Genomic DNA, 17,094 nt, shown 5'->3' on the forward strand with positions numbered 1-17,094 from the left:
GGTGACGGGTCCGCTACTTCCGCAGTTCGAATGTCGTCGCGCCGACCTTGATCGGCGCGCCGACCGTGATGGGGACGGGAGAGCTGACCCGGGCGCCGTCATGCCACGTGCCGTTCGTGGAGTCGAGGTCCTGGATCATCCACTGATCGCCCCACAGCACGAGACGCGCGTGGTGGCTGGAGGTGTAGTCGTCGCGGATCACGAGACCTGACTCGCTCGAGCGTCCGATCGTGAGGGGTTCGGTCCCGAGGGGAAGCTCCAGTCCTGCCTTCGGACCGCTCGTGATGACGATGCGCGAGACCGCGTCCGTCGTCGCCGGGCCGCCCTTCTTGCCGCTCGGAACCTTCGCGGGAGCCACAGGGGCGGTGTTCGAGCGAGGTGCCGACGCCGGGGGCGTCGCGGCGGCCGCGGGTTCCGGCATCCGTCGCACCTTCACTCCGAACAGATCCGCACGCAGCGAGTAGACGACGGCGAACACGAAGAACCACAGCAGCACCAGGAAGCCGATGCGCAGCAGCAGGAGGGTCAGTTCGCTCATCGCAGCGGTCCCTGATCGCGCACGTCGTACGCGCGGGTGACGTCGGCGGGCATGGCGGGGCGCGGGGCCGCCGTTTGGGCGACGACGCGGAAGACGATGTCCGTGCGCCCGATCGTGACGGTCGAGTCCGGCGGGAGGGCGGCTTCGGTCACCTTGCGGCCGTCCAGGAGCGTGCCGTTCGTGGACTGCATGTCGCGCACCATCGCGCGCTCGCCGTCCCACAGGATCTCGACGTGCTTGCGGCTCGTGCCGGCGTCGGAGATCGTGATGTCGGCGTCACTGCCCCGACCGATCACGGTGCGCGATTTCGTGAGCGGGTGGCGCTTGCCCTCGACGTCGACGACGCCGCGCCAGGCGACACGCCCTTCGGCGGTGCGGGATTCGACCTTGAGCGTGCCTGTGGACTGCTGCTCGTCACGGACGAGCGTGATCGAGACCGGCCCGGCGAACGAGTAGCCCTGGGTCTTCGCGTGGGCGTGCACGAGGGTGTCGAGTTCGTCGGTGAGCGCGCCGCCGAGCGTGCGCATGCGCTCATCGTCGGCGACGGAGAGGTACACCGTGAATTCGTTGGGCGCGAGGATGCGGTCGCGGCTCACGATCGCGGCCTTCTTGTCGAGCTCGCTGCGGAGCGCCGACGCGATCTCGACGGGTTGGATGCCGCTGCGGAAGGTCTTCGCGAACGCGCTGTTGACGGCGCGCTCGAGACCCTTCTCGAAGCTGTCAAGTAGTCCCACACGACTCCTCAGGCAGGTGGTGCCGGTCGGTACATGCTAATCGTCCCGGCTGTGATGCCCGTGGACGCGGGTCTCGGACGCTCCGTTCGGGGCGCGCGATCGCGCGTGATATCCTCGGGAAGTTGATTTGCACTGCACCCCCGGGTGCATCGCATCTCGCGCGAGTGGCGGAATAGGCAGACGCGCTGGCTTCAGGTGCCAGTGCCCGAAAGGGCGTGGGGGTTCAACTCCCCCCTCGCGCACAGCGACAGGAATGGGCTCCCCCGGGGGCCCATTCTTCGTTTCCGACTACTCGAGTGTCGGAACGAGCACCATCACGATCTCCTCGACCTCACGGCCGACGCCGGGGGCGAAGTCCACGTCGCGGGACACCTCGGTGAAACCCACCTTCTCGAGCACGGCGCGAGAGGCGGCGTTGTGCGTGGCGACCCGGGCGAACAGCGGCCGCTCCGGCTCGCGGGAGACCAGGATCCGCAGGGCTTCGGTCGCCACGCCCCGCCCCCAGGCATGCCGGGCGATCCAGTACGTGACTTCGCGGTCGCCGTCGACCGAGAAGACCGCCGCGGTGCCGGCGAAGCCGCCGTTCTCGGTCACGACGTAGGAGGAGACCTCGGCCGCGCCGCGCTGACGCGCGATCCACGCGTCGAAGGCGCCCCGGTCATCGGGATCCGCTGCCGTGAAGGCCGCCATGGCGACGGCATCCGGGTCGCGCATCATCTCGAACACCGCGTCGAGGTCGTCGTCGTCCAGCTCCCGGAGCTCGATGTGCGCCATGTGTTTCACGGTACCCACCCCCGCCCCCACGGGCGACCCGCTCGTCCGTGCCCTTCTCCCCGTGAAACGACATCTGCGCGTCGAGACTGTGGAGTTCACCCGCGGTCTCGACGCGCAGATGTCGTCTCAGGGAAAGGGGAGGAGGCGTCAGGGGATGCCGTGCAGAGTGCGCAGCAGCGACTCGGCCTCCGCGCCGTCGCGTGCGGCGACGGCATCCCGGAAGCGCACGTACAGCTCGGTGCGGCGGATCGGGCACTCGACGAACGGGTGCCAACCGGCGAGGTTGCGCCGGATCGCGATCTCGGCCTCGCGCATGACCCGCATGAACACGACGTTCTGCGTGTCGTCGATCACGTGCTCGAACAGGCGCGCACTCGCCGTCATGATGCCCTCGGCGTCGTCGATCCGGGATGCCGCCACGATCGCATCCGCGTGCTCGACGGTGTGCGCGAGTTCATCCTCCGTGCATCGCTGCAGCGCGAGTTGCAGTGCGCCGCCCATCAGATAGATGAAGAACTCGTGCGTATCGTCGTGCAGGCGCCGGCTCGGCACGGAGACGCGCGTGTACTTGTTCGGTGCGACCTCGACGAGTCCTGCGCGCTCCAGGCGCTGCAGGGCTTCGCGGACGGGTGTGCGTGATACGCCCAGGCGTTCGGCCAGATCCTGGTCGCGAAGGCGTTCGCCGGGAGCGAGGCGACCGTCCAGGATCGCCTCGCCGAGCACCTGGTACACCTCGCCCGCGAGCACAGCCCCACGGGGCTCCAGCGGCGCGAAGGCAGAGGACATCAGGACGCACATTCTACGTGCGACGGATCTTCTGCGACAGGCCGATATATCGGTAGAGTGTGCGGTGCCACGCTTCGCGTGGCCTATCCGGGGGGATCCGTCGACGCCCGGGCTTCGAGCTTCTGCTCAGCCCGGGCGTGCGATGGGCTGTGCAACGTTTGTGTCACCATATTTTCCCGCTCTTCCCCTCGTGCGGCCGTCCTTCGATAGCCTGGAGCGGACTCGACGCAGGTAGCTCGGGCACAACAGAATGGCAATTGAATGAGTACCCAGGGCACGGTCAAGTGGTTCAACGCGGAGAAGGGCTTCGGCTTCATCGCTCCTGATGACGGCGGCGCCGACGTCTTCGCGCACTACACCGCGATCCAGTCGGGCGGTTACCGCTCGCTCGAAGAGAACCAGCGCGTCGAGTTCGAAGTCGCCCAGGGCCCGAAGGGCCTGCAGGCTGAGAACATTCGTCCGGTCTGACCTAAGGCCGACCACGTGACGCCCCGAGCGTCGCGCCTCACGGGGCGAGCCCGGCAGAGCACACCGCTCAGTCGCGCTCGCCCCGTACCAATTCCACCCCGGCACCGGCGAACTGCCGCAGGGTCGCGTCGGGAAGGAAGGCGCGCGTCAGCCCCGCGCCGATGCGCGTGAGGTCGCTCTCGTCGCGGAACAGCAGGTACATCGTCTCGTAGCGCGGGTGGAACTTCTCCTTGAAGCGGTGCAGCGACCCGAAGCCGTAGACGGGCTCGAGCATGTTCGCCAGCCAGTCCGACAGGGTCGCGATCGCTCCCGCATCCGGCGGGTAGTCGTGCGCGAGCGGCGCACCGGACAGCGACAGCACCTGGGCGCCCTCGTCCGAGAAGTGCTTCGCGGACGATCCGATCAGGAACTCCATCACCGGGCCGAAGCCGCCTTCGCGCCGACGCATGAGATCGAGCGTCCAGCCGTGCACGACCCCGTCCCCGCGGTACACCGGCAGCCAGGAGAGAAATCCGTCGACGTCGCCGTTCGGTGAGACCGCGATCGCGAGCCGCACCTCGGGATCCATCGCCTCGTCGAGGGTGCCGAGCGTGAAGCCCATCTCGGGCAGGCCCTTGTCGCCGACCCACATCTCCGAGATCGCGCGCAGCTGCTGCTGCACACCCCAGGGCTCGTCGCGCAGCCGCGTCATCCGGAAGGTCACCTCTTCGCGGCCGGCGCGGTTGATCGAGGTGCGCACGGGCGCCCAGGCCTTGCCGGTGAACTCCAGGCCCGGGAGGTCGACGATCGTGTCGTCGGCGACCACGAGATTCCGCCAGGTCGACGGGACGGCATCCTTCGTCGCATCGCCCGCGCTGAAGAAGCACGGGATGAGGCCCGCGCGTTCGGCCGCGGCGATGAACTCCGTCACCGAGGCGCTCCGGGATGCCGCCGGCCCGAGCGGGTCGGCGAGGACGATCGCCACGCCCGCCCGCTTCTGGTACGCCACGATGCCCTCGGTCGTGCGGGCGTAGCTGTTGCCGCCCCACGTCGTCATCCAGGACAGCGTCCCGCCGCCGTGCGCGCGGATCATGTCCTTCACCTCATCGAGCGAGGGTTCGTCGCCGAGCCCGATCCGGGATTTGCGTCGCGCCCGGAACGCCGCCCGCACCCACAGGAGGTAGACGAGCACGAGCGCCCAGAGGGCGGACTGCGCGATCGCGACGTTGGGGTCGCCGAGGGACGTTTCCACGACTGCACCCGGAATGAACAGCAGCGTGAGGAAGAGGGCGCCGGTCAGCACGTTGAAGGACGCGAGGATCACGCCGAGCACCCACGCCCACCGTCGACCACGACGCAGCCCGTTGGCGATCAGGAGGATCACGACGATGTCGACGCCGATGTCCAGCAGCGACCCGCCGACGGCTTGGGTCGGACCGAACGGGCCGTCGGTGGGCACCAGGAAGGTGAGGACGTCGACCGCGAGCATCGTGAGAGCCGCGACGAACGCGATCAGGCGCTGCTCCCGCACCGTCGTGCGCTGCAGGCGCAGCGAGCGGTCGACGAACAGGACCAGACCGACCGCCAGGGCGTGCTCGAGGTCGGCGAGGGATCCCCAGAAGAACAGCGTGACGATCGTGAAGCCGATCACGAAGACCCACGCGCGCACACGCCACGGAGCTCGCAGCAGTCCCGCGGCCGCGGCGATGCACGCCATCGAGCCGCCCGACGGGCCCACGTCCAGCACGAGCGCCTCCTGCTGCGCCCACGGCCAGGGCAGGAACGCGAAGAGCCACAGCAGGAGCGCGCTCGCGAAGATCGCGAAGAGCTGACCGACGCCGAAGTAGGCCACCGCGACGCGCGAACCGCGACGGAACTCCAGATACGCCATCCCGATGAAGCTCGAGAGGGTGAAGAGGTAGACGAGCGGGTGGTTCACGAAGAACGTGCCGGTGATCGGCGTCCACCACCGTCCCTCCAGGAGCGCGGGCAGGCCGTACGCGACGGTGTCCCACAGTGGCGAGTCCTCGAAGGGGCGCCAGAGACCGGCGAAGACGACGCCGACCGCGAGGAGGACGGAGATGATCGTCAGCGTGGCGGGGACGCGGCGCACGAACGAGAGGACGGGATGGCGGGGCGGAGCCTCGACGATCTCGGTCATGGGCTTCACGATAGCGGCGACCGGATGCCGAGCCGCGGGCGACGCGGGATCCGGGATCCGCGGGGCGGCCGTCGCGTCAGCGCCCGCCCAGCCTGTCGAAGTCGGCGAGGGCCCGGGCGTCTTCCGCGTCGCGCATCGCCCGCCGGGCGGCATCCAGCGCCTCGACGGGGTCCGCGCTCTGCCGCGCGGCCGCGAGCTCGCGCTGCGCGGAGGCCAGCCGGGCGCGGGCGTCCGCCCCGGATCGGGCGTGCGTGAGCGCCGACTCCGCCTGGGCGACGGTGTTGCGCGCTGCGGCGAGGGTTCCGGGGAGCGCGGTGCGCGCACCGCGCAGGCGCTGCTGCGCGGTGCGCGCGTCGCCGAGCGCGAGGTCGAGGCGCCCGCGGAGCCGCGCGATGCGGTCGATCGTGCGGGTCGGCCGCCGTGCGGCGTCGATTTCGATCTCGCCGAGGTCCGCCTGCACGAGGCGCAGTTCCGCGCCCAGGCGCTCCGAGTCGGACGGCTCGAGCTGCTCGCGCGTGGCCGCCGCCTGACGCATGGCCGTGCGCGCGGCGTCCAGTTCGCCGGTGACGGCCTGCGCGGCCTGCGTCACCAGGCGATGCGTCTCCTCGAGCGTCCGGGCCTCCGCCTCCGCGCGGCGCAGCTCCCGCTCGGCGGCCGCGAGTTCGGGGAGGGCGGTCGCGGTGGGATCCGCGGCGCGCGCGGCCGCGGCATCCAGCGCCTTCTCCGCCTTGTCGGCGTGCTCGACGGCTGCTCGCGAGGCGGCATCGGCGTCGACCCACTCCTCCTCGGCATAGCGGGCGGACAGCTCGGCGACGAGGGCCCGCGGATCGCCCATGCTCTCGCGGAGGGCAGCCAGCCGGGCGCGCGCCGCGTCGACCTGTCCCGCCGCGGACACGTTCGCCCGGACCCAGTCGGCGTGCTCGGCCCGCGCGGCGGCGATCACCGCGAGGGCCTCGGTGCTGCGCCGTTCGATCCGGGCCGACACCCGGCGGATGTCCGCGGGTGCGGCATCCGGCTCGCAGATCGCGCGGTATTCGTCGAACGAGTCGTCGCGCACGTGCTGCGCCGTCAGGCGCGCGCGCCGGAGCGAGGTCGGCGCGCCGCCGCCGTAGAGGGCACCGGACAGTCCGACCTCGAGATCGAGTTCGTCGACCGCGTCATCGAGCTGCACGAGTACGCCGCCGGCCTTCGCGCGGAGGGCGTCCGCGGCCGCGCGCGCCCGCGGGGAGCGGCGCGCCGAACGGATCGCCCACGCGATCACGGCGATCGCGATCGCCGTTACGCCGAACACCACCACGGCCGGGATGACCCAGCCGAGGATGCCGGCGGCGGTGTCAGGCATCGGCGTCTCGCACGAGCAGCAGGTCGCGCAGCTGACCGATCGTGGACACCGAGGCCTGGGCACCCTCGGCCTCATGCGGCCAGCTGAAGCCCCACTGCACGAAGATCACCGGGACGCCCTGCTCGGCGCCCCCTTCGACGTCGTGGTGACGGTCGCCGACGAGTACCGGCCGGCTCGTGTCGACGCCGGCGACCTCGAGGCGACGCAGCGCCTCGGCGACGATGTCGGCCTTTCGGGCGAGCGTGCGCTCATCGGAGGTCGCGCCGACGACCGCGGTCAGGCACGGTGTCAGGTCGAAGTGGTCCATGAGGGCGGCGACCTGGATCTCGGGCTTGGAGCTGGCCGTCGCCTGCGGGATGCCGGCCGCGGCGACCTCGCGGATGACCTCGGCGACCCCGGGGAAGAGCTTGGCACCGGTCGTGTAGCCGTCGGCCTTGCCGAGCGTCCGGTAGTACGACACGGCCTCGGCCGCCTGCTCAGGCGTCATTCCGGCCGTCGCCTGGAACGACTGGAACATCGGGGGACCGATCCAGTGCACGAGCTCGGCTCGCGTCGGCGCGGTGCGCCCGAAGTGCTCGAGCGTGATCGTCAGACGCCGCAGGATGCCGTCGGAGGCGTCGACGATCGTCCCGTCGACGTCCCACAGCACGCACGTCCACGGTGATCTGCTCCCCATGGCACCCACGCTACCGGCGTCCGTTCAGAACAGCCGCGGGGCGCCGGAGTCCACGCCCTTCATGCCGTCGTAGTCCAGCGTCACGCAGCGGATCCCGCGGTCGGCGGCGAGGACCCGCGCCTGGGGCTTGATCTCCTGCGCGGCGAACACCCCCGTCACCGGGGCGAGGTGCGGGTCGCGTCCGAGCAGTTCGAGGTAGCGGGTGAGCTGTTCGACGCCGTCGATGTCGCCGCGCCGCTTCACCTCGACGGCGATCGTGCCACCCGCGGGATCCCGCAGCAGCAGGTCGACGGGGCCGATCGCGGTCGGGAACTCGCGGCGCACGAGCGTCAGACCGTCGCCGATCACGTCGACCTGTTCGGCGAGCAGGCGCTGGAGGTCCGCCTCGACGCCGTCCTTGACCAGGCCCGGGTCGACGCCCAGCTCGTGCGAGCTGTCGTGGAGCACCTCGTACAGGCGCACGAGCAGCGCGTCGCCGGTCTTGGCGTGCGTGACCTTCCACATCTCGATCACACCGTCCTCGGCATCCGCTTCGTCCGGCGTCTGCAACGACAGCGTGCACGGCGGGCTCATCCAGTTCAGCGGCTTGTAGGACCCGCCGTCGGAGTGCACGAGCAGACTGCCGTCGCCCTTGTGCACCAGCAGCCGCGTCGCCAGCGGGAGGTGCGCGTTCAGGCGACCGGTGTAATCCACGCTGCAGCGGGCGATGACAAGACGCACCCGTTGAGCCTAACCGGCGCCCACGGGGATCACTCCGCGTGCTGGCGGTGCGGCTGCGGGTGGCCCGCCCCGACGGTCGATCCGGCGATCGGGCGCGCCGCGGGGGAGGCGAGTCCGGACGCGATGATGAGCGCGACGAGGATGTAGAGCGTGTTCAGCAGACCGATGTGCTCGCTGATGAGGCCGAGGAGCGGGGGACCCGCGAGGAAGGCGATGTAGCCGATCGTCGCCGTCGCGCTCACGCGTGCCGCAGCCTTGGCCGGGTCGTCGGCGGCCGCGGACATGCCGAGGGGGAAGCCGAGCGACACGCCCGCTCCCCACAGGGCGGCGCCGAGGAAGATGAGCGGCACGGTCGGGGCGAGGATGAACAGCAGCAGACCCACGGTCGCCGTGACGGCGAGCACCCGGAGGGTGGCGACGCGGCCGAAGCGGTCCACGAGGGGTCCGCCGAAGACGCGCACCGCCGTCATGCTGACCGAGAACACCGCGAGGCCTGCGGCACCGAGCGCCGCGTCCGCTCCGTGGCCTTCGACGACGCCGAGCGCGAGCCAGTCGTTCGCGCCGCCCTCCGCGAAGGCCATCCCGAGCATGATGACGCCGAGCGCGTACGTCCGCGGCTCCCGCCAGGCCGACAGCGTCACCGAGAGGCGCTCGCGCAGCGTCTGCTTCGGAGCATCGCCGGGGACGTCGAGGGTCGCCTCCCGGGCGGGGACGTTCGCGATGCTGACGAACGCGATCACGACGATCACGACGGCCATGATGCTCAGGTGCGTGACGACGTCCATCCCGATCGCGATGGCCGCGACGCCGAGCCCTGCTCCGATCACGGTGCCGAAGCTGAAGAACGCGTGGAACAGCGGCAGGATCGTGCGGTCGGACTGCTTCTCGATCGCCGCGCCCTCGACGTTCATCATGACGTCCACGGCGCCGTTGCCGAAGCCCCACAGCAGCAGACCCGCCGTGACGACGATCGGCGAAGCGAAGACGGTCGCCCCGAAGCCGATGATCGCGACGCCGAGTCCGAACAGGAGCATCGCGCCCAGCATCCCGCGGCGCGCACCGAACCGGGCGAGAACGACGGAGGACACGGACACGCCCAGGATGGAGGCGATGCCGCCCGCGAGCAGCATCAGACCGAGCTGCGCGTTGTCGACGTCGATCGCGCTCTTGATGTCGGGCACTCGGGCCGCCCACGTCGCGATCGAGAGGCCGCTCGCGAGGAAGATCGCGAAGACGGCGGTGCGCCACCGCACGAGCTGGGCGCGCGAGATCGGAGTGTCCATGCGGATAGGCTACCGAATCGATTCGACTCGTCGGAACACGCGGGATACGATCGACGGGCCATGACATCCCGTCGCCCCACGATCTCCGACGTCGCCCGCACCGCGGGTGTGTCGTCCTCGACCGCCTCGGTGGTCTTCAGCGGCAAGGCGGCCGTTGCCGAGACCACTCGTCAGCGCGTGCTGGACGCCGCAGCATCCCTCGGCTACACGGGACCCGATCCGCGTGCCGCTTCGCTGCGCCGCGGCCGCTCGGGCATCGTCGGCGTCGTGTTCGAGGAGCACCTGGGCGCGGCGTTCCGCGACCCCGTGAAGACGCTCATGATGGACGGGCTCGCGGACGGCGTGGCCCCACTCGGCGCGGGGCTCCTGCTGCTGCGCGACCACAGCCCGGGCGGCACCGAGCCGACGCTCATGACCGCGCCGCTGGATGCCGCCGTGCTGATCGGGTGCAGCGGGATGCTGCGCGAATCGCTCGCGGTGGTCACGGCCCGCGGAATCCCGGTCGTGGTGATCGAGGGCGATGCCGGCGAGGGGATCCCCCGGATCGCGCTGGACAACCGCGAGGCCCAGCGGCAGGCCGCGAGTCATCTCCGCGCGCACGGTCACGCAGACGTCGCCGTCGTCGCCCTGCCCATCCGCGCCGGATGGGAGCGCGGCTGGATCGCCCACGACGAGCCGATCGAGATCGACGTGACCCGCGAGCGGCTCGCCGGTGCCCGGGACGTCTTCCCCCACGCCCGCGTCTTCTCGGCGGCGGGCAGCTTCATCGACGAGGGGCTCGCGGCGGGTCGCGCACTGTTCGCCGATCCCTCGGCTCGGCCGACCGCCGTCATCGCCCAGAGCGACCTGCTCGCCGCCGGCGTGATCCGCGCGGCGGAGGAGGCGGGACTGCGCGTACCGGAGGAGGTCAGCGTCACGGGCTTCGACGGCGTGGTGGTCGACGGTCTCGCACCGTACGAGCTCACCACCCTCGTCCAGCCGGCCGTGGACAAGGGCCGGGCGGCGGGTCATGCCGTCGCGGCGATGCTCGGGGGTGATCCGGCTGTCTCGATCCGCTTCACGTGCGATTTCCGCGAGGGGAACACCACCGGACCGGTCACAGCGCGAGCCGCCGAGCAGCCCATGAGCGTGCCCCGGTAGACTGGAGCGGACAACCCCGATCGCCCGAGCCGCCGCCCTGCGCCGTCTGCCACTGACATTCCGCCACTGACAACCGCGCCGTGAGGCCGAGCACCCCGAGGAGGCCGCATGCTGGTCCTCCTCGCCGCGTTCGCGATCGTTCCGATCGCGCTCCCCTGGCTCGTCGCGAGGATCGGGGCGCGGGCGTTCTACGTCGCCGCTCTCCTGCCGCTGGCCGCGTTCGTCTACACCGCGGTGCAGACGCCGGCCGTGCTGTCCGGACGCTTTCCGTTCGAAGCATTCGACTGGATCCCCGCGCTCGGCATCCAGCTCTCGATGCGGCTGGACACGCTCTCGTGGGTCATGGCGCTCATCGTCACCGGCGTGGGTGCACTCGTGCTGCTGTACTGCCGCTGGTACTTCCGCGGCAAGAGCGACGGGGTGGGTCAGTTCTCCGCCGTGCTGCTCGCATTCGCCGGGGCGATGTACGGGCTGGTGATCACGGACGACCTCGTGGTCCTCGTGATGTTCTGGGAGCTCACGAGCGTCCTGTCCTACCTCCTGATCGGCTTCTACAACCGCCGTGGAGCGAGCAGGCGCGCGGCCCTGCAGGCCCTCCTCGTCACGACGCTCGGCGGTCTGGTCATGCTGATCGGCGTCGTGCTCATGGTCGTCGAGACCGGCACCTCCAGCATCTCGCTCATCCTCGCCTCCGACCCGACCGGTCCGGTGATCGACGCCGCGCTCGTGCTGCTGCTCGTGGGCGCGCTGAGCAAGTCCGCGATCTTCCCGTTCCACTTCTGGCTGCCGGGGGCGATGGCCGCACCGACGCCGGTGAGCGCCTACCTGCACGCCGCGGCGATGGTGAAGGCCGGCATCTACCTGATCGCCCTGTTCGCACCCGTCTTCGGAGATTCGCCGGTCTGGCGGCCGATCGTCGTCGGTCTCGGCGTCTTCACGATGCTGCTCGGCGGCCTGCAGTCGCTGCGCGAATCCGACCTCAAGCGCATCCTCGCTTTCGGTACGGTCAGTCAACTCGGCTTCCTCACGGTCGTCCTGGGATACGGCACGCAGGATGCCGCACTCGCCGGCATGGCGCTGCTGATCAGCCATGCGCTGTTCAAGTCAGCGCTCTTCCTGATCGTCGGTGTGATCGACCGTCAGCTGTCCACGCGCGACATCGGAGAGCTGAGCGGTGTCGGGCGCCAGGCACCGGTGATGGCGACGTTCGCGACGATCGCGATCGCATCGATGATCGGTGTGATCCCCACGATCGGGTTCGTCGCGAAAGAGGGCGTGCTCGCGGCGTTCCTGCATGAGGCCGCCGCCGGAGCGGTGTGGGGCATCGTCGGCTTCGCGGGCATCGTCCTCGGCTCGATCCTGACGGCCGCGTACGGCATCCGCTTCCTGTGGGGCGCGTTCTGGACCAAGAAGCAGGCGGACGGATCAGCCGCTCAGCGCACCGAGTGGCCCGATCCTCCGATCGGCTTCCTCGGCGCCCCGGTTCTGCTCGCGGGACTCACGCTCGTCGCCGGCTTCGCCGCGCCGCTGCTGGACACCGCCCTCGCCCCGTACGCCGCGCTGTCGCCGGCGGCGTCCCCCGGCGTCGCGGCGCCGGAGTATCCCGCCCACCTCGAGCTCTGGCACGGCTTCGAGCCCGCCCTGGGGATCTCGCTCGGGACGATCGCCCTCGGCGCCGCCGTGTTCTGGCTCACGGCGTTCCGCACTTCTGTCAAGCGGATGCTGCCCTTCACCGCCCCCGACGTGTACAACGCCGTTCTGCGCGGGATCGCGCGCCTGTCGGTCGGCACGACGAGCCTCACCCAGCGCGGCTCGCTGCCGGTCTACGTCGGCACGATCTTCGTGGTCTTCGTCGCCGCGGAGGGCACCGCGCTGCTCGCCGGTGGGCAGTGGCAGGCCGAGCTGGACGCGTTCCACACGCCGACGCAGCTCGTCGCCGCGCCCATCATGATCGCTGCGGGCCTCGTCGCCGTCCGCGCGCGCAAGCGCTACACCGGCGTCGTCCTCGTCTCGGTCACCGGACTCGGCATGGTCCTGCTGTTCGCGACGAGCGGTGCGCCCGACCTCGCGCTCACGCAGATCCTCGTGGAGACCGTGACGCTCGTCGCCTTCGCGCTCGTGCTGCGCCGCATCCCCTCGCGCATGGGCGAGCACAACGCATCGGTGCGCCCGCTCGCCCGCGGAGTGCTCGCCGCGGCGGTCGGCGTCACGATGGCCGCCGTCGCGATCGTCGCGACCGCGGCGCGCGAAGCGCGGCCCGTCTCGGAGGCCTTCCCGAATCTCGCCTACGAGATCGGCCACGGCAAGAACGTCGTGAACGTCGCGCTGGTGGACCTCCGCGGGTGGGACACGATGGGCGAGCTGTCCGTGCTGATCCTCGCCGCGACCGGTGTCGCGTCCCTCGTGTTCGTCACGCACCGCGCCGACACGCTGTCGCGCATCATCGCGCCGCTGCCCCCGGCCGCGGCTCACACACGCCGCCCGCTCGTGGAGACGGAGGAGGGCGTCCGCCCGCGCGGCGAAGCGGCGGGGAGTCAGCGGATGGCGTGGCTCGTCGGGGGGCAGCGGGTGAAGCCCGAGAACAGGTCGATCCTGCTCGAGGTGATCGTCCGCGTGCTCTTCCACTCGATCATCATCGTGTCGCTGTACGTCCTGTTCGCCGGCCACAACCTTCCCGGCGGCGGGTTCGCCGGCGGCCTCATCGCGGGGATGGCGCTCGTGATGCGCTACGTCGCCGGTGGGCGCTACGAGCTCGGCGCCGCAGCGCCGACGGATGCGGGCAAGCTCCTGGGCGTGGGTATGTCGATCGCGCTCGCCTGCGCTCTCGTGCCTCTCCTGTTCGGCGCCGCACCGCTGACGAGCTTCTTCTTCGAGGTCGAGCTCCCCCTGATCGGGCACATCGAGTTCGTCACGTCGACGATCTTCGACATCGGCGTCTACCTCGTCGTGATCGGCCTCGTGCTCGACGTTCTGCGCAGTCTCGGCGCCGAGGTGGATCGGCAGGCGCAGGAGCTCCGCGAGACGTCCGGTCTGGGCGGCCCGGAACGCAGCGGGGTGATCGCCTGATGGATGTCTCCCTCGTCCTGATCGTCGTGATGGCGGTCCTGTTCGCGTGCGGCGTGTACGCAATGCTCGAGCGCAGCCTCACGCGTGTGCTCATCGGGTTCCTGCTGCTGGGCAATGCCACGAACCTCCTGCTGCTGATCGTGATGGGCCGGCCCGGGATCGCCCCGTTCTTCGGCGCAGGACCGGTCGAGGAGATGTCGGACCCGCTGCCGCAGGCGCTCACCCTCACCGCGATCGTCATCACGTTCGCGATCTCGGCGTTCCTGCTCGCGCTGATCTACCGGTCGTGGCAGCTCGGGCAGGCCGACACGGTCGAGGACGACGCCGAGGACATCGCGCTGCGCGCCCGGGGGGCGGCCGCCGAGGACGCGATGGACGACGAGACCGAGCTGGAGGCCGACGACTCCACGACCGACTTCGTGGGTCTCGCCAACACCCCGATCACCGTGCTCGGCAGCCGCGACTTCGCGGGGCTGCGCGACGATGCACCGACCGACCGTCCTGCGACGCGTCGCGACGCGCGGACGGATGCCGATCAGGACGGGAGGGATGACGCATGACCGTCGGAACCCTCGTGCCGCTCCTGGTCACCCTGCCGCTCCTCGGCGCGGCGGTCGCGCTGATCGCAGGCCGCCACCGCCGGACGCAGGTGGCCGTCTCGGTCATCACGCTCACGGTCGTCTGCGCGATCGCCGCGGTGCTCCTCGTGATCGTCGACGCGAGCAACGCGCCGATCGCGGTGTCGGTGGGCGACTGGCCGGTGCCGTTCGGCATCGTGCTGTACGTCGATCGGCTCGCCGCCCTGCTCGTAGTCGTCTCCAGCATCGTGCTGCTCGCGGTGCTGCTGTTCTCGGTCGGCCAGGGCGCCGCGGACGGCGACGACGACACCCCGGTCTCGATCTTCCACCCGTCCTACCTGATCCTCGCCGCCGGGATCTTCACGGCCTTCGTCGCGGGCGACCTGTTCAACCTGTACGTCGGATTCGAGATCCTGCTCGTCGCGTCCTATGTGCTCATCACCCTCGGAAGCACCGAGAACCGCATCCGCACCGGCGTCGTCTACATCGTCGTCTCGCTCGTCTCCTCGATCCTGTTTCTCGCCGCGATCGGCATGATCTACGGCGCCCTCGGCACCGTCAACATGGTGCAGATCTCCGAGCGGATGGGCGAGCTGCCCGTGCAGACGCAGACGGTGCTGCACATCGTGCTGCTGCTGGCGTTCAGCATCAAGGCCGCCGTGTTCCCGCTCTCGTTCTGGCTGCCCGACAGCTACCCGACCGCGCCCGCGCCGGTCACGGCGGTGTTCGCCGGCCTGCTGACCAAGGTCGGCGTCTACGCGATGATCCGCACCGAGACGCTCATCTTCCGTGAGAACGACCTGAACTTCGTGCTGATGATCGTGGCGCTCGCGACCATGATCGTCGGCGTCCTGGGTGCGCTGGCGCAGGCGGAGCTCAAGCGCATCCTGTCGTTCACGCTCGTGAGCCACGTGGGATACATGGTGTTCGGACTCGCGATCGCGACGCCGGCGGCGATCGGCGCGACGATCTACTACATGGTCCACCACATCGTGGTCCAGACGACGCTCTTCCTCGCGGTCGGGCTCATCGAGCGCCGCGCCGGCAGCACGTCCATTCTCCGGGTCAAGGGTCTGATGAGGGCCGCCCCGGTGATCGCGGTGCTGTACTTCATCCCCGCGGTCAACCTCGGCGGCCTCCCACCGTTCTCGGGTTTCATCGGCAAGTACGCCCTGTTCGACGCGGCGGCGGGCGTCGGGACACCCATCATGATCGTCCTGATCGTCGGTGGAGTGGTGACCTCGCTGCTGACTCTCTACGCGCTCATGCGGGCGTGGAACCTGTCGTTCTGGCGCGAGGAGGAGGAGTCGGACGACTCCGATTCGCGCATCGCCTACCTCGGCGACGCACCGGCGGCCGCCGTGGAGACCGAGCGTCGGGTGATCCCGCGCATCATGACCGCGGCCACCGCCGGCATGGTGGCCGTCACCGTCGCGCTCACCCTGTTCGCGGGGCCGTTGTACGACGTGTGCGCCCGCATCGGCGCCAGCCTTCTGGAACCCGTCACGATCTCCGAGCTGCAGAGTGAGGCAGGACAGTGACCGCGCCGATCCATCACACCTCGCGCGCGCGGCACAGCGCAGGCCAGGCCGCCGGCGAGCCCGCGCGCAACAGCAGCCGCAGACCGGAGCGCACGGGCAAGCGGAGCCTCCTGCAGCAGGTCTGGCGGCAGCTGCCGTTCTTCGTGTGGCTCATCGCCCTGTGGATGCTGCTCTGGGGCCAGTTCACCTTCGTCGCCTTCGTCACCGGACTGATCGCTGCGGTCGCCGTGACGCGGGTGTTCCGTCTGCCTCCGGTCGAGCTGTCGGGCCGCGTGAACCTCTGGTACGGCCTCGTGTTCGTCGTGACGTTCTTCGGCGCCCTCGTCCGCGGTTCGCTCCTGGTCGCGTGGCAGGTCCTGGACGTCCGGCGTCAGCCCGGCGCGTCGATCATCGCGGTGCACCTGCGGACCGACGACGACCTGATCATGGCGCACACCGCCGTGACGACCTCGCTCATCCCCGGTTCGCTCATCATCGAGGCCGACCGCGATCGCCGCATCCTGTACCTCCACGTGATCGGGGCGACCACCGCCGAGGAGGTCGAGGCGCAGCGCCGCGCGATCCTCGGCTGGGAGGCGCGCATCGTCCGGGCGGTCGGATCGCGCGCGCAGCTCGAGGTCATCCGCACAGCGACCGTCGACACGCCGCGGCAGGGAGGCGCGCCGGTATGAACGTGCTCCTGATCGCGATCTACGTCGTCTTCGGCGTCTCGGCGCTGCTGACGCTGTGGCGCATCGTCGTGGGACCGTCCATCCTCGACCGCGCCGTCGCCTCCGACGTCCTGCTGACCCTGGTGATGTGCGTCCTCGGCGCGGAGATGGCGATCAACCAGCACACCCGCACGCTCCCCGTCCTGCTGATCATCGCCGCGGTCGGGGTCTTCGGATCCATCTCGATCGCGCGGTTCGTTGCGAGGAAGGACAACGTGGACCGATGATCGACGTGGATGCCGCCCTGGATGTCACCGCACTCGTCCTGATCCTGATCGGGGCGCTGCTGTGCCTCACCGCGGCGATCGGACTCCTGCGCTTCCGCGACGTGCCGACCCGGCTGCATGCGGCGACCAAGCCCCAAGTGCTCGGGCTGATCCTGATCTGCCTCGCGATCGCGCTTTCGCTGCGCTCCTGGGCCGTGGTGGCCTTCCTCGTGCCCGTCGTCCTGATCCAGCTCGCGACCGCGCCGCTGTCCGCCCACATGGTCGGCAGGCAGGCCTACCGCAACGGCACGCTCGACGAGCGCTCCCTGTTCACGGACGAGCTCGCCGAGTCGAAGGAGACTCCGCCCGCCGCCGGCGGCTGAGCCGCGGCA

Annotated in this window: 17 protein-coding genes and 1 tRNA gene; 9 read left to right on the plus strand and 9 right to left on the minus strand. The window is 70.3% G+C overall.

What is annotated here, in order from left to right; all coding sequences use genetic code 11:
* Window positions 1-13 precede the first annotated feature (13 nt).
* Both AB0P18_RS02320 and AB0P18_RS02325 read right to left on the minus strand, forming a co-directional pair.
* Entirely contained in the window at window positions 14-538 is a 525-nt protein-coding gene (locus tag AB0P18_RS02320; protein ID WP_363358709.1) for an FHA domain-containing protein, read from the minus strand.
* Window positions 535-1,272: a DUF3662 and FHA domain-containing protein gene (locus tag AB0P18_RS02325; RefSeq protein WP_363358710.1), complete on the minus strand. Its 738-nt coding sequence runs from the start codon at window positions 1,270-1,272 to the stop codon at window positions 535-537. Before AB0P18_RS02325 ends, AB0P18_RS02320 begins: the two co-directional genes overlap by 4 nt.
* 158 nt (window positions 1,273-1,430) lie before the next feature.
* Between AB0P18_RS02325 and AB0P18_RS02330 the strand changes: the two genes are divergently transcribed.
* Window positions 1,431-1,514 (plus strand) — tRNA-Leu (locus AB0P18_RS02330).
* A 46-nt stretch (window positions 1,515-1,560) separates the two neighbouring features.
* On the opposite strand, the gene AB0P18_RS02335 is transcribed toward AB0P18_RS02330, so the two are convergent.
* Together AB0P18_RS02335 and AB0P18_RS02340 are read right to left on the minus strand one after the other, a co-directional pair.
* The gene (locus AB0P18_RS02335; RefSeq protein WP_363358711.1) at window positions 1,561-2,046 is read right to left on the minus strand and encodes a GNAT family N-acetyltransferase; all 486 of its coding nucleotides are present in this window, start codon (window positions 2,044-2,046) and stop codon (window positions 1,561-1,563) included.
* A gap of 147 nt (window positions 2,047-2,193) precedes the next feature.
* Window positions 2,194-2,832: a GntR family transcriptional regulator gene (locus AB0P18_RS02340; RefSeq protein ID WP_363358712.1), complete on the minus strand. Its 639-nt coding sequence runs from the start codon at window positions 2,830-2,832 to the stop codon at window positions 2,194-2,196.
* 261 nt (window positions 2,833-3,093) lie between these two features.
* On the opposite strand from AB0P18_RS02340, the gene AB0P18_RS02345 reads away from it, so the two are divergent.
* Window positions 3,094-3,300 carry a cold-shock protein gene (locus tag AB0P18_RS02345; RefSeq protein ID WP_091485579.1) on the plus strand — a complete coding sequence of 69 codons (207 nt, stop codon included), beginning with the start codon at window positions 3,094-3,096 and terminating at the stop codon, window positions 3,298-3,300.
* A 67-nt stretch (window positions 3,301-3,367) separates the two neighbouring features.
* Here AB0P18_RS02345 and AB0P18_RS02350 read toward each other — a convergent pair whose 3' ends face one another.
* From AB0P18_RS02350 to AB0P18_RS02370, 5 genes are all read right to left on the minus strand, one after another.
* Window positions 3,368-5,440, minus strand: a complete 2,073-nt coding sequence (locus tag AB0P18_RS02350; RefSeq protein ID WP_363358713.1) for a DUF2156 domain-containing protein — start codon at window positions 5,438-5,440, stop codon at window positions 3,368-3,370.
* A gap of 76 nt (window positions 5,441-5,516) precedes the next feature.
* The gene (locus AB0P18_RS02355; protein ID WP_363358714.1) at window positions 5,517-6,782 is read right to left on the minus strand and encodes a hypothetical protein; all 1,266 of its coding nucleotides are present in this window, start codon (window positions 6,780-6,782) and stop codon (window positions 5,517-5,519) included.
* Window positions 6,775-7,458 carry an HAD hydrolase-like protein gene (locus tag AB0P18_RS02360; protein ID WP_363358715.1) on the minus strand — a complete coding sequence of 228 codons (684 nt, stop codon included), beginning with the start codon at window positions 7,456-7,458 and terminating at the stop codon, window positions 6,775-6,777. Before AB0P18_RS02360 ends, AB0P18_RS02355 begins: the two co-directional genes overlap by 8 nt.
* Before the next feature lie 24 nt (window positions 7,459-7,482).
* The gene (gene nucS, locus AB0P18_RS02365) at window positions 7,483-8,178 is read right to left on the minus strand and encodes an endonuclease NucS (protein ID WP_344051003.1); all 696 of its coding nucleotides are present in this window, start codon (window positions 8,176-8,178) and stop codon (window positions 7,483-7,485) included.
* A gap of 29 nt (window positions 8,179-8,207) precedes the next feature.
* The gene (locus tag AB0P18_RS02370; RefSeq protein WP_344051005.1) at window positions 8,208-9,461 is read right to left on the minus strand and encodes an MFS transporter; all 1,254 of its coding nucleotides are present in this window, start codon (window positions 9,459-9,461) and stop codon (window positions 8,208-8,210) included.
* Between the two features lie 60 nt (window positions 9,462-9,521).
* On the opposite strand from AB0P18_RS02370, the gene AB0P18_RS02375 reads away from it, so the two are divergent.
* The 7 genes from AB0P18_RS02375 to mnhG all read left to right on the plus strand — a co-directional run bounded on the left by AB0P18_RS02375 (window position 9,522) and on the right by mnhG (window position 17,085).
* Window positions 9,522-10,601: a LacI family DNA-binding transcriptional regulator gene (locus AB0P18_RS02375; protein WP_363358716.1), complete on the plus strand. Its 1,080-nt coding sequence runs from the start codon at window positions 9,522-9,524 to the stop codon at window positions 10,599-10,601.
* 108 nt (window positions 10,602-10,709) lie between these two features.
* Window positions 10,710-13,667 (plus strand): Na+/H+ antiporter subunit A, encoded by a 2,958-nt coding sequence (locus AB0P18_RS02380; protein ID WP_363358717.1) that lies wholly within the window; start codon window positions 10,710-10,712, stop codon window positions 13,665-13,667.
* Complete coding sequence (locus tag AB0P18_RS02385) at window positions 13,667-14,227, plus strand: Na(+)/H(+) antiporter subunit C (protein WP_363358718.1); 561 nt, start codon at window positions 13,667-13,669, stop codon at window positions 14,225-14,227. Before AB0P18_RS02380 ends, AB0P18_RS02385 begins: the two co-directional genes overlap by 1 nt.
* Complete coding sequence (locus tag AB0P18_RS02390; protein ID WP_363358719.1) at window positions 14,224-15,786, plus strand: Na+/H+ antiporter subunit D; 1,563 nt, start codon at window positions 14,224-14,226, stop codon at window positions 15,784-15,786. Before AB0P18_RS02385 ends, AB0P18_RS02390 begins: the two co-directional genes overlap by 4 nt.
* Window positions 15,783-16,457 (plus strand): Na+/H+ antiporter subunit E, encoded by a 675-nt coding sequence (locus tag AB0P18_RS02395; RefSeq protein WP_363358720.1) that lies wholly within the window; start codon window positions 15,783-15,785, stop codon window positions 16,455-16,457. The genes AB0P18_RS02390 and AB0P18_RS02395 overlap by 4 nt, the downstream gene beginning before the upstream one ends.
* On the plus strand, window positions 16,454-16,723 hold the full coding sequence (locus AB0P18_RS02400) for a monovalent cation/H+ antiporter complex subunit F (protein ID WP_344051017.1): 270 nt from the start codon (window positions 16,454-16,456) through the stop codon (window positions 16,721-16,723). Before AB0P18_RS02395 ends, AB0P18_RS02400 begins: the two co-directional genes overlap by 4 nt.
* Complete coding sequence (gene mnhG / locus AB0P18_RS02405) at window positions 16,720-17,085, plus strand: monovalent cation/H(+) antiporter subunit G (protein WP_363358721.1); 366 nt, start codon at window positions 16,720-16,722, stop codon at window positions 17,083-17,085. Before AB0P18_RS02400 ends, mnhG begins: the two co-directional genes overlap by 4 nt.
* The last annotated feature ends 9 nt before the right edge of the window (window positions 17,086-17,094 follow it).

This window comes from Microbacterium sp. NPDC064584 (assembly GCF_040687315.1).
Taxonomy (GTDB): Bacteria; Actinomycetota; Actinomycetes; order Actinomycetales; family Microbacteriaceae; genus Microbacterium; species Microbacterium lacus.

Coding starts and splice junctions, on each gene's coding strand:
- AB0P18_RS02320 (WP_363358709.1), bottom strand. CDS start 538: ATGAGCGAACTGACCCTCCTGCTGCTGCGCATCGGCTTCCTGGTGCTG.
- AB0P18_RS02335 (WP_363358711.1), bottom strand. CDS start 2,046: ATGGCGCACATCGAGCTCCGGGAGCTGGACGACGACGACCTCGACGCG.
- AB0P18_RS02340 (WP_363358712.1), bottom strand. CDS start 2,832: ATGTCCTCTGCCTTCGCGCCGCTGGAGCCCCGTGGGGCTGTGCTCGCG.
- AB0P18_RS02345 (WP_091485579.1), top strand. CDS start 3,094: ATGAGTACCCAGGGCACGGTCAAGTGGTTCAACGCGGAGAAGGGCTTC.
- AB0P18_RS02350 (WP_363358713.1), bottom strand. CDS start 5,440: ATGACCGAGATCGTCGAGGCTCCGCCCCGCCATCCCGTCCTCTCGTTC.
- AB0P18_RS02355 (WP_363358714.1), bottom strand. CDS start 6,782: ATGCCTGACACCGCCGCCGGCATCCTCGGCTGGGTCATCCCGGCCGTG.
- AB0P18_RS02360 (WP_363358715.1), bottom strand. CDS start 7,458: ATGGGGAGCAGATCACCGTGGACGTGCGTGCTGTGGGACGTCGACGGG.
- AB0P18_RS02370 (WP_344051005.1), bottom strand. CDS start 9,461: ATGGACACTCCGATCTCGCGCGCCCAGCTCGTGCGGTGGCGCACCGCC.
- AB0P18_RS02375 (WP_363358716.1), top strand. CDS start 9,522: ATGACATCCCGTCGCCCCACGATCTCCGACGTCGCCCGCACCGCGGGT.
- AB0P18_RS02380 (WP_363358717.1), top strand. CDS start 10,710: ATGCTGGTCCTCCTCGCCGCGTTCGCGATCGTTCCGATCGCGCTCCCC.
- AB0P18_RS02385 (WP_363358718.1), top strand. CDS start 13,667: ATGGATGTCTCCCTCGTCCTGATCGTCGTGATGGCGGTCCTGTTCGCG.
- AB0P18_RS02390 (WP_363358719.1), top strand. CDS start 14,224: ATGACCGTCGGAACCCTCGTGCCGCTCCTGGTCACCCTGCCGCTCCTC.
- AB0P18_RS02400 (WP_344051017.1), top strand. CDS start 16,454: ATGAACGTGCTCCTGATCGCGATCTACGTCGTCTTCGGCGTCTCGGCG.
- mnhG (WP_363358721.1), top strand. CDS start 16,720: ATGATCGACGTGGATGCCGCCCTGGATGTCACCGCACTCGTCCTGATC.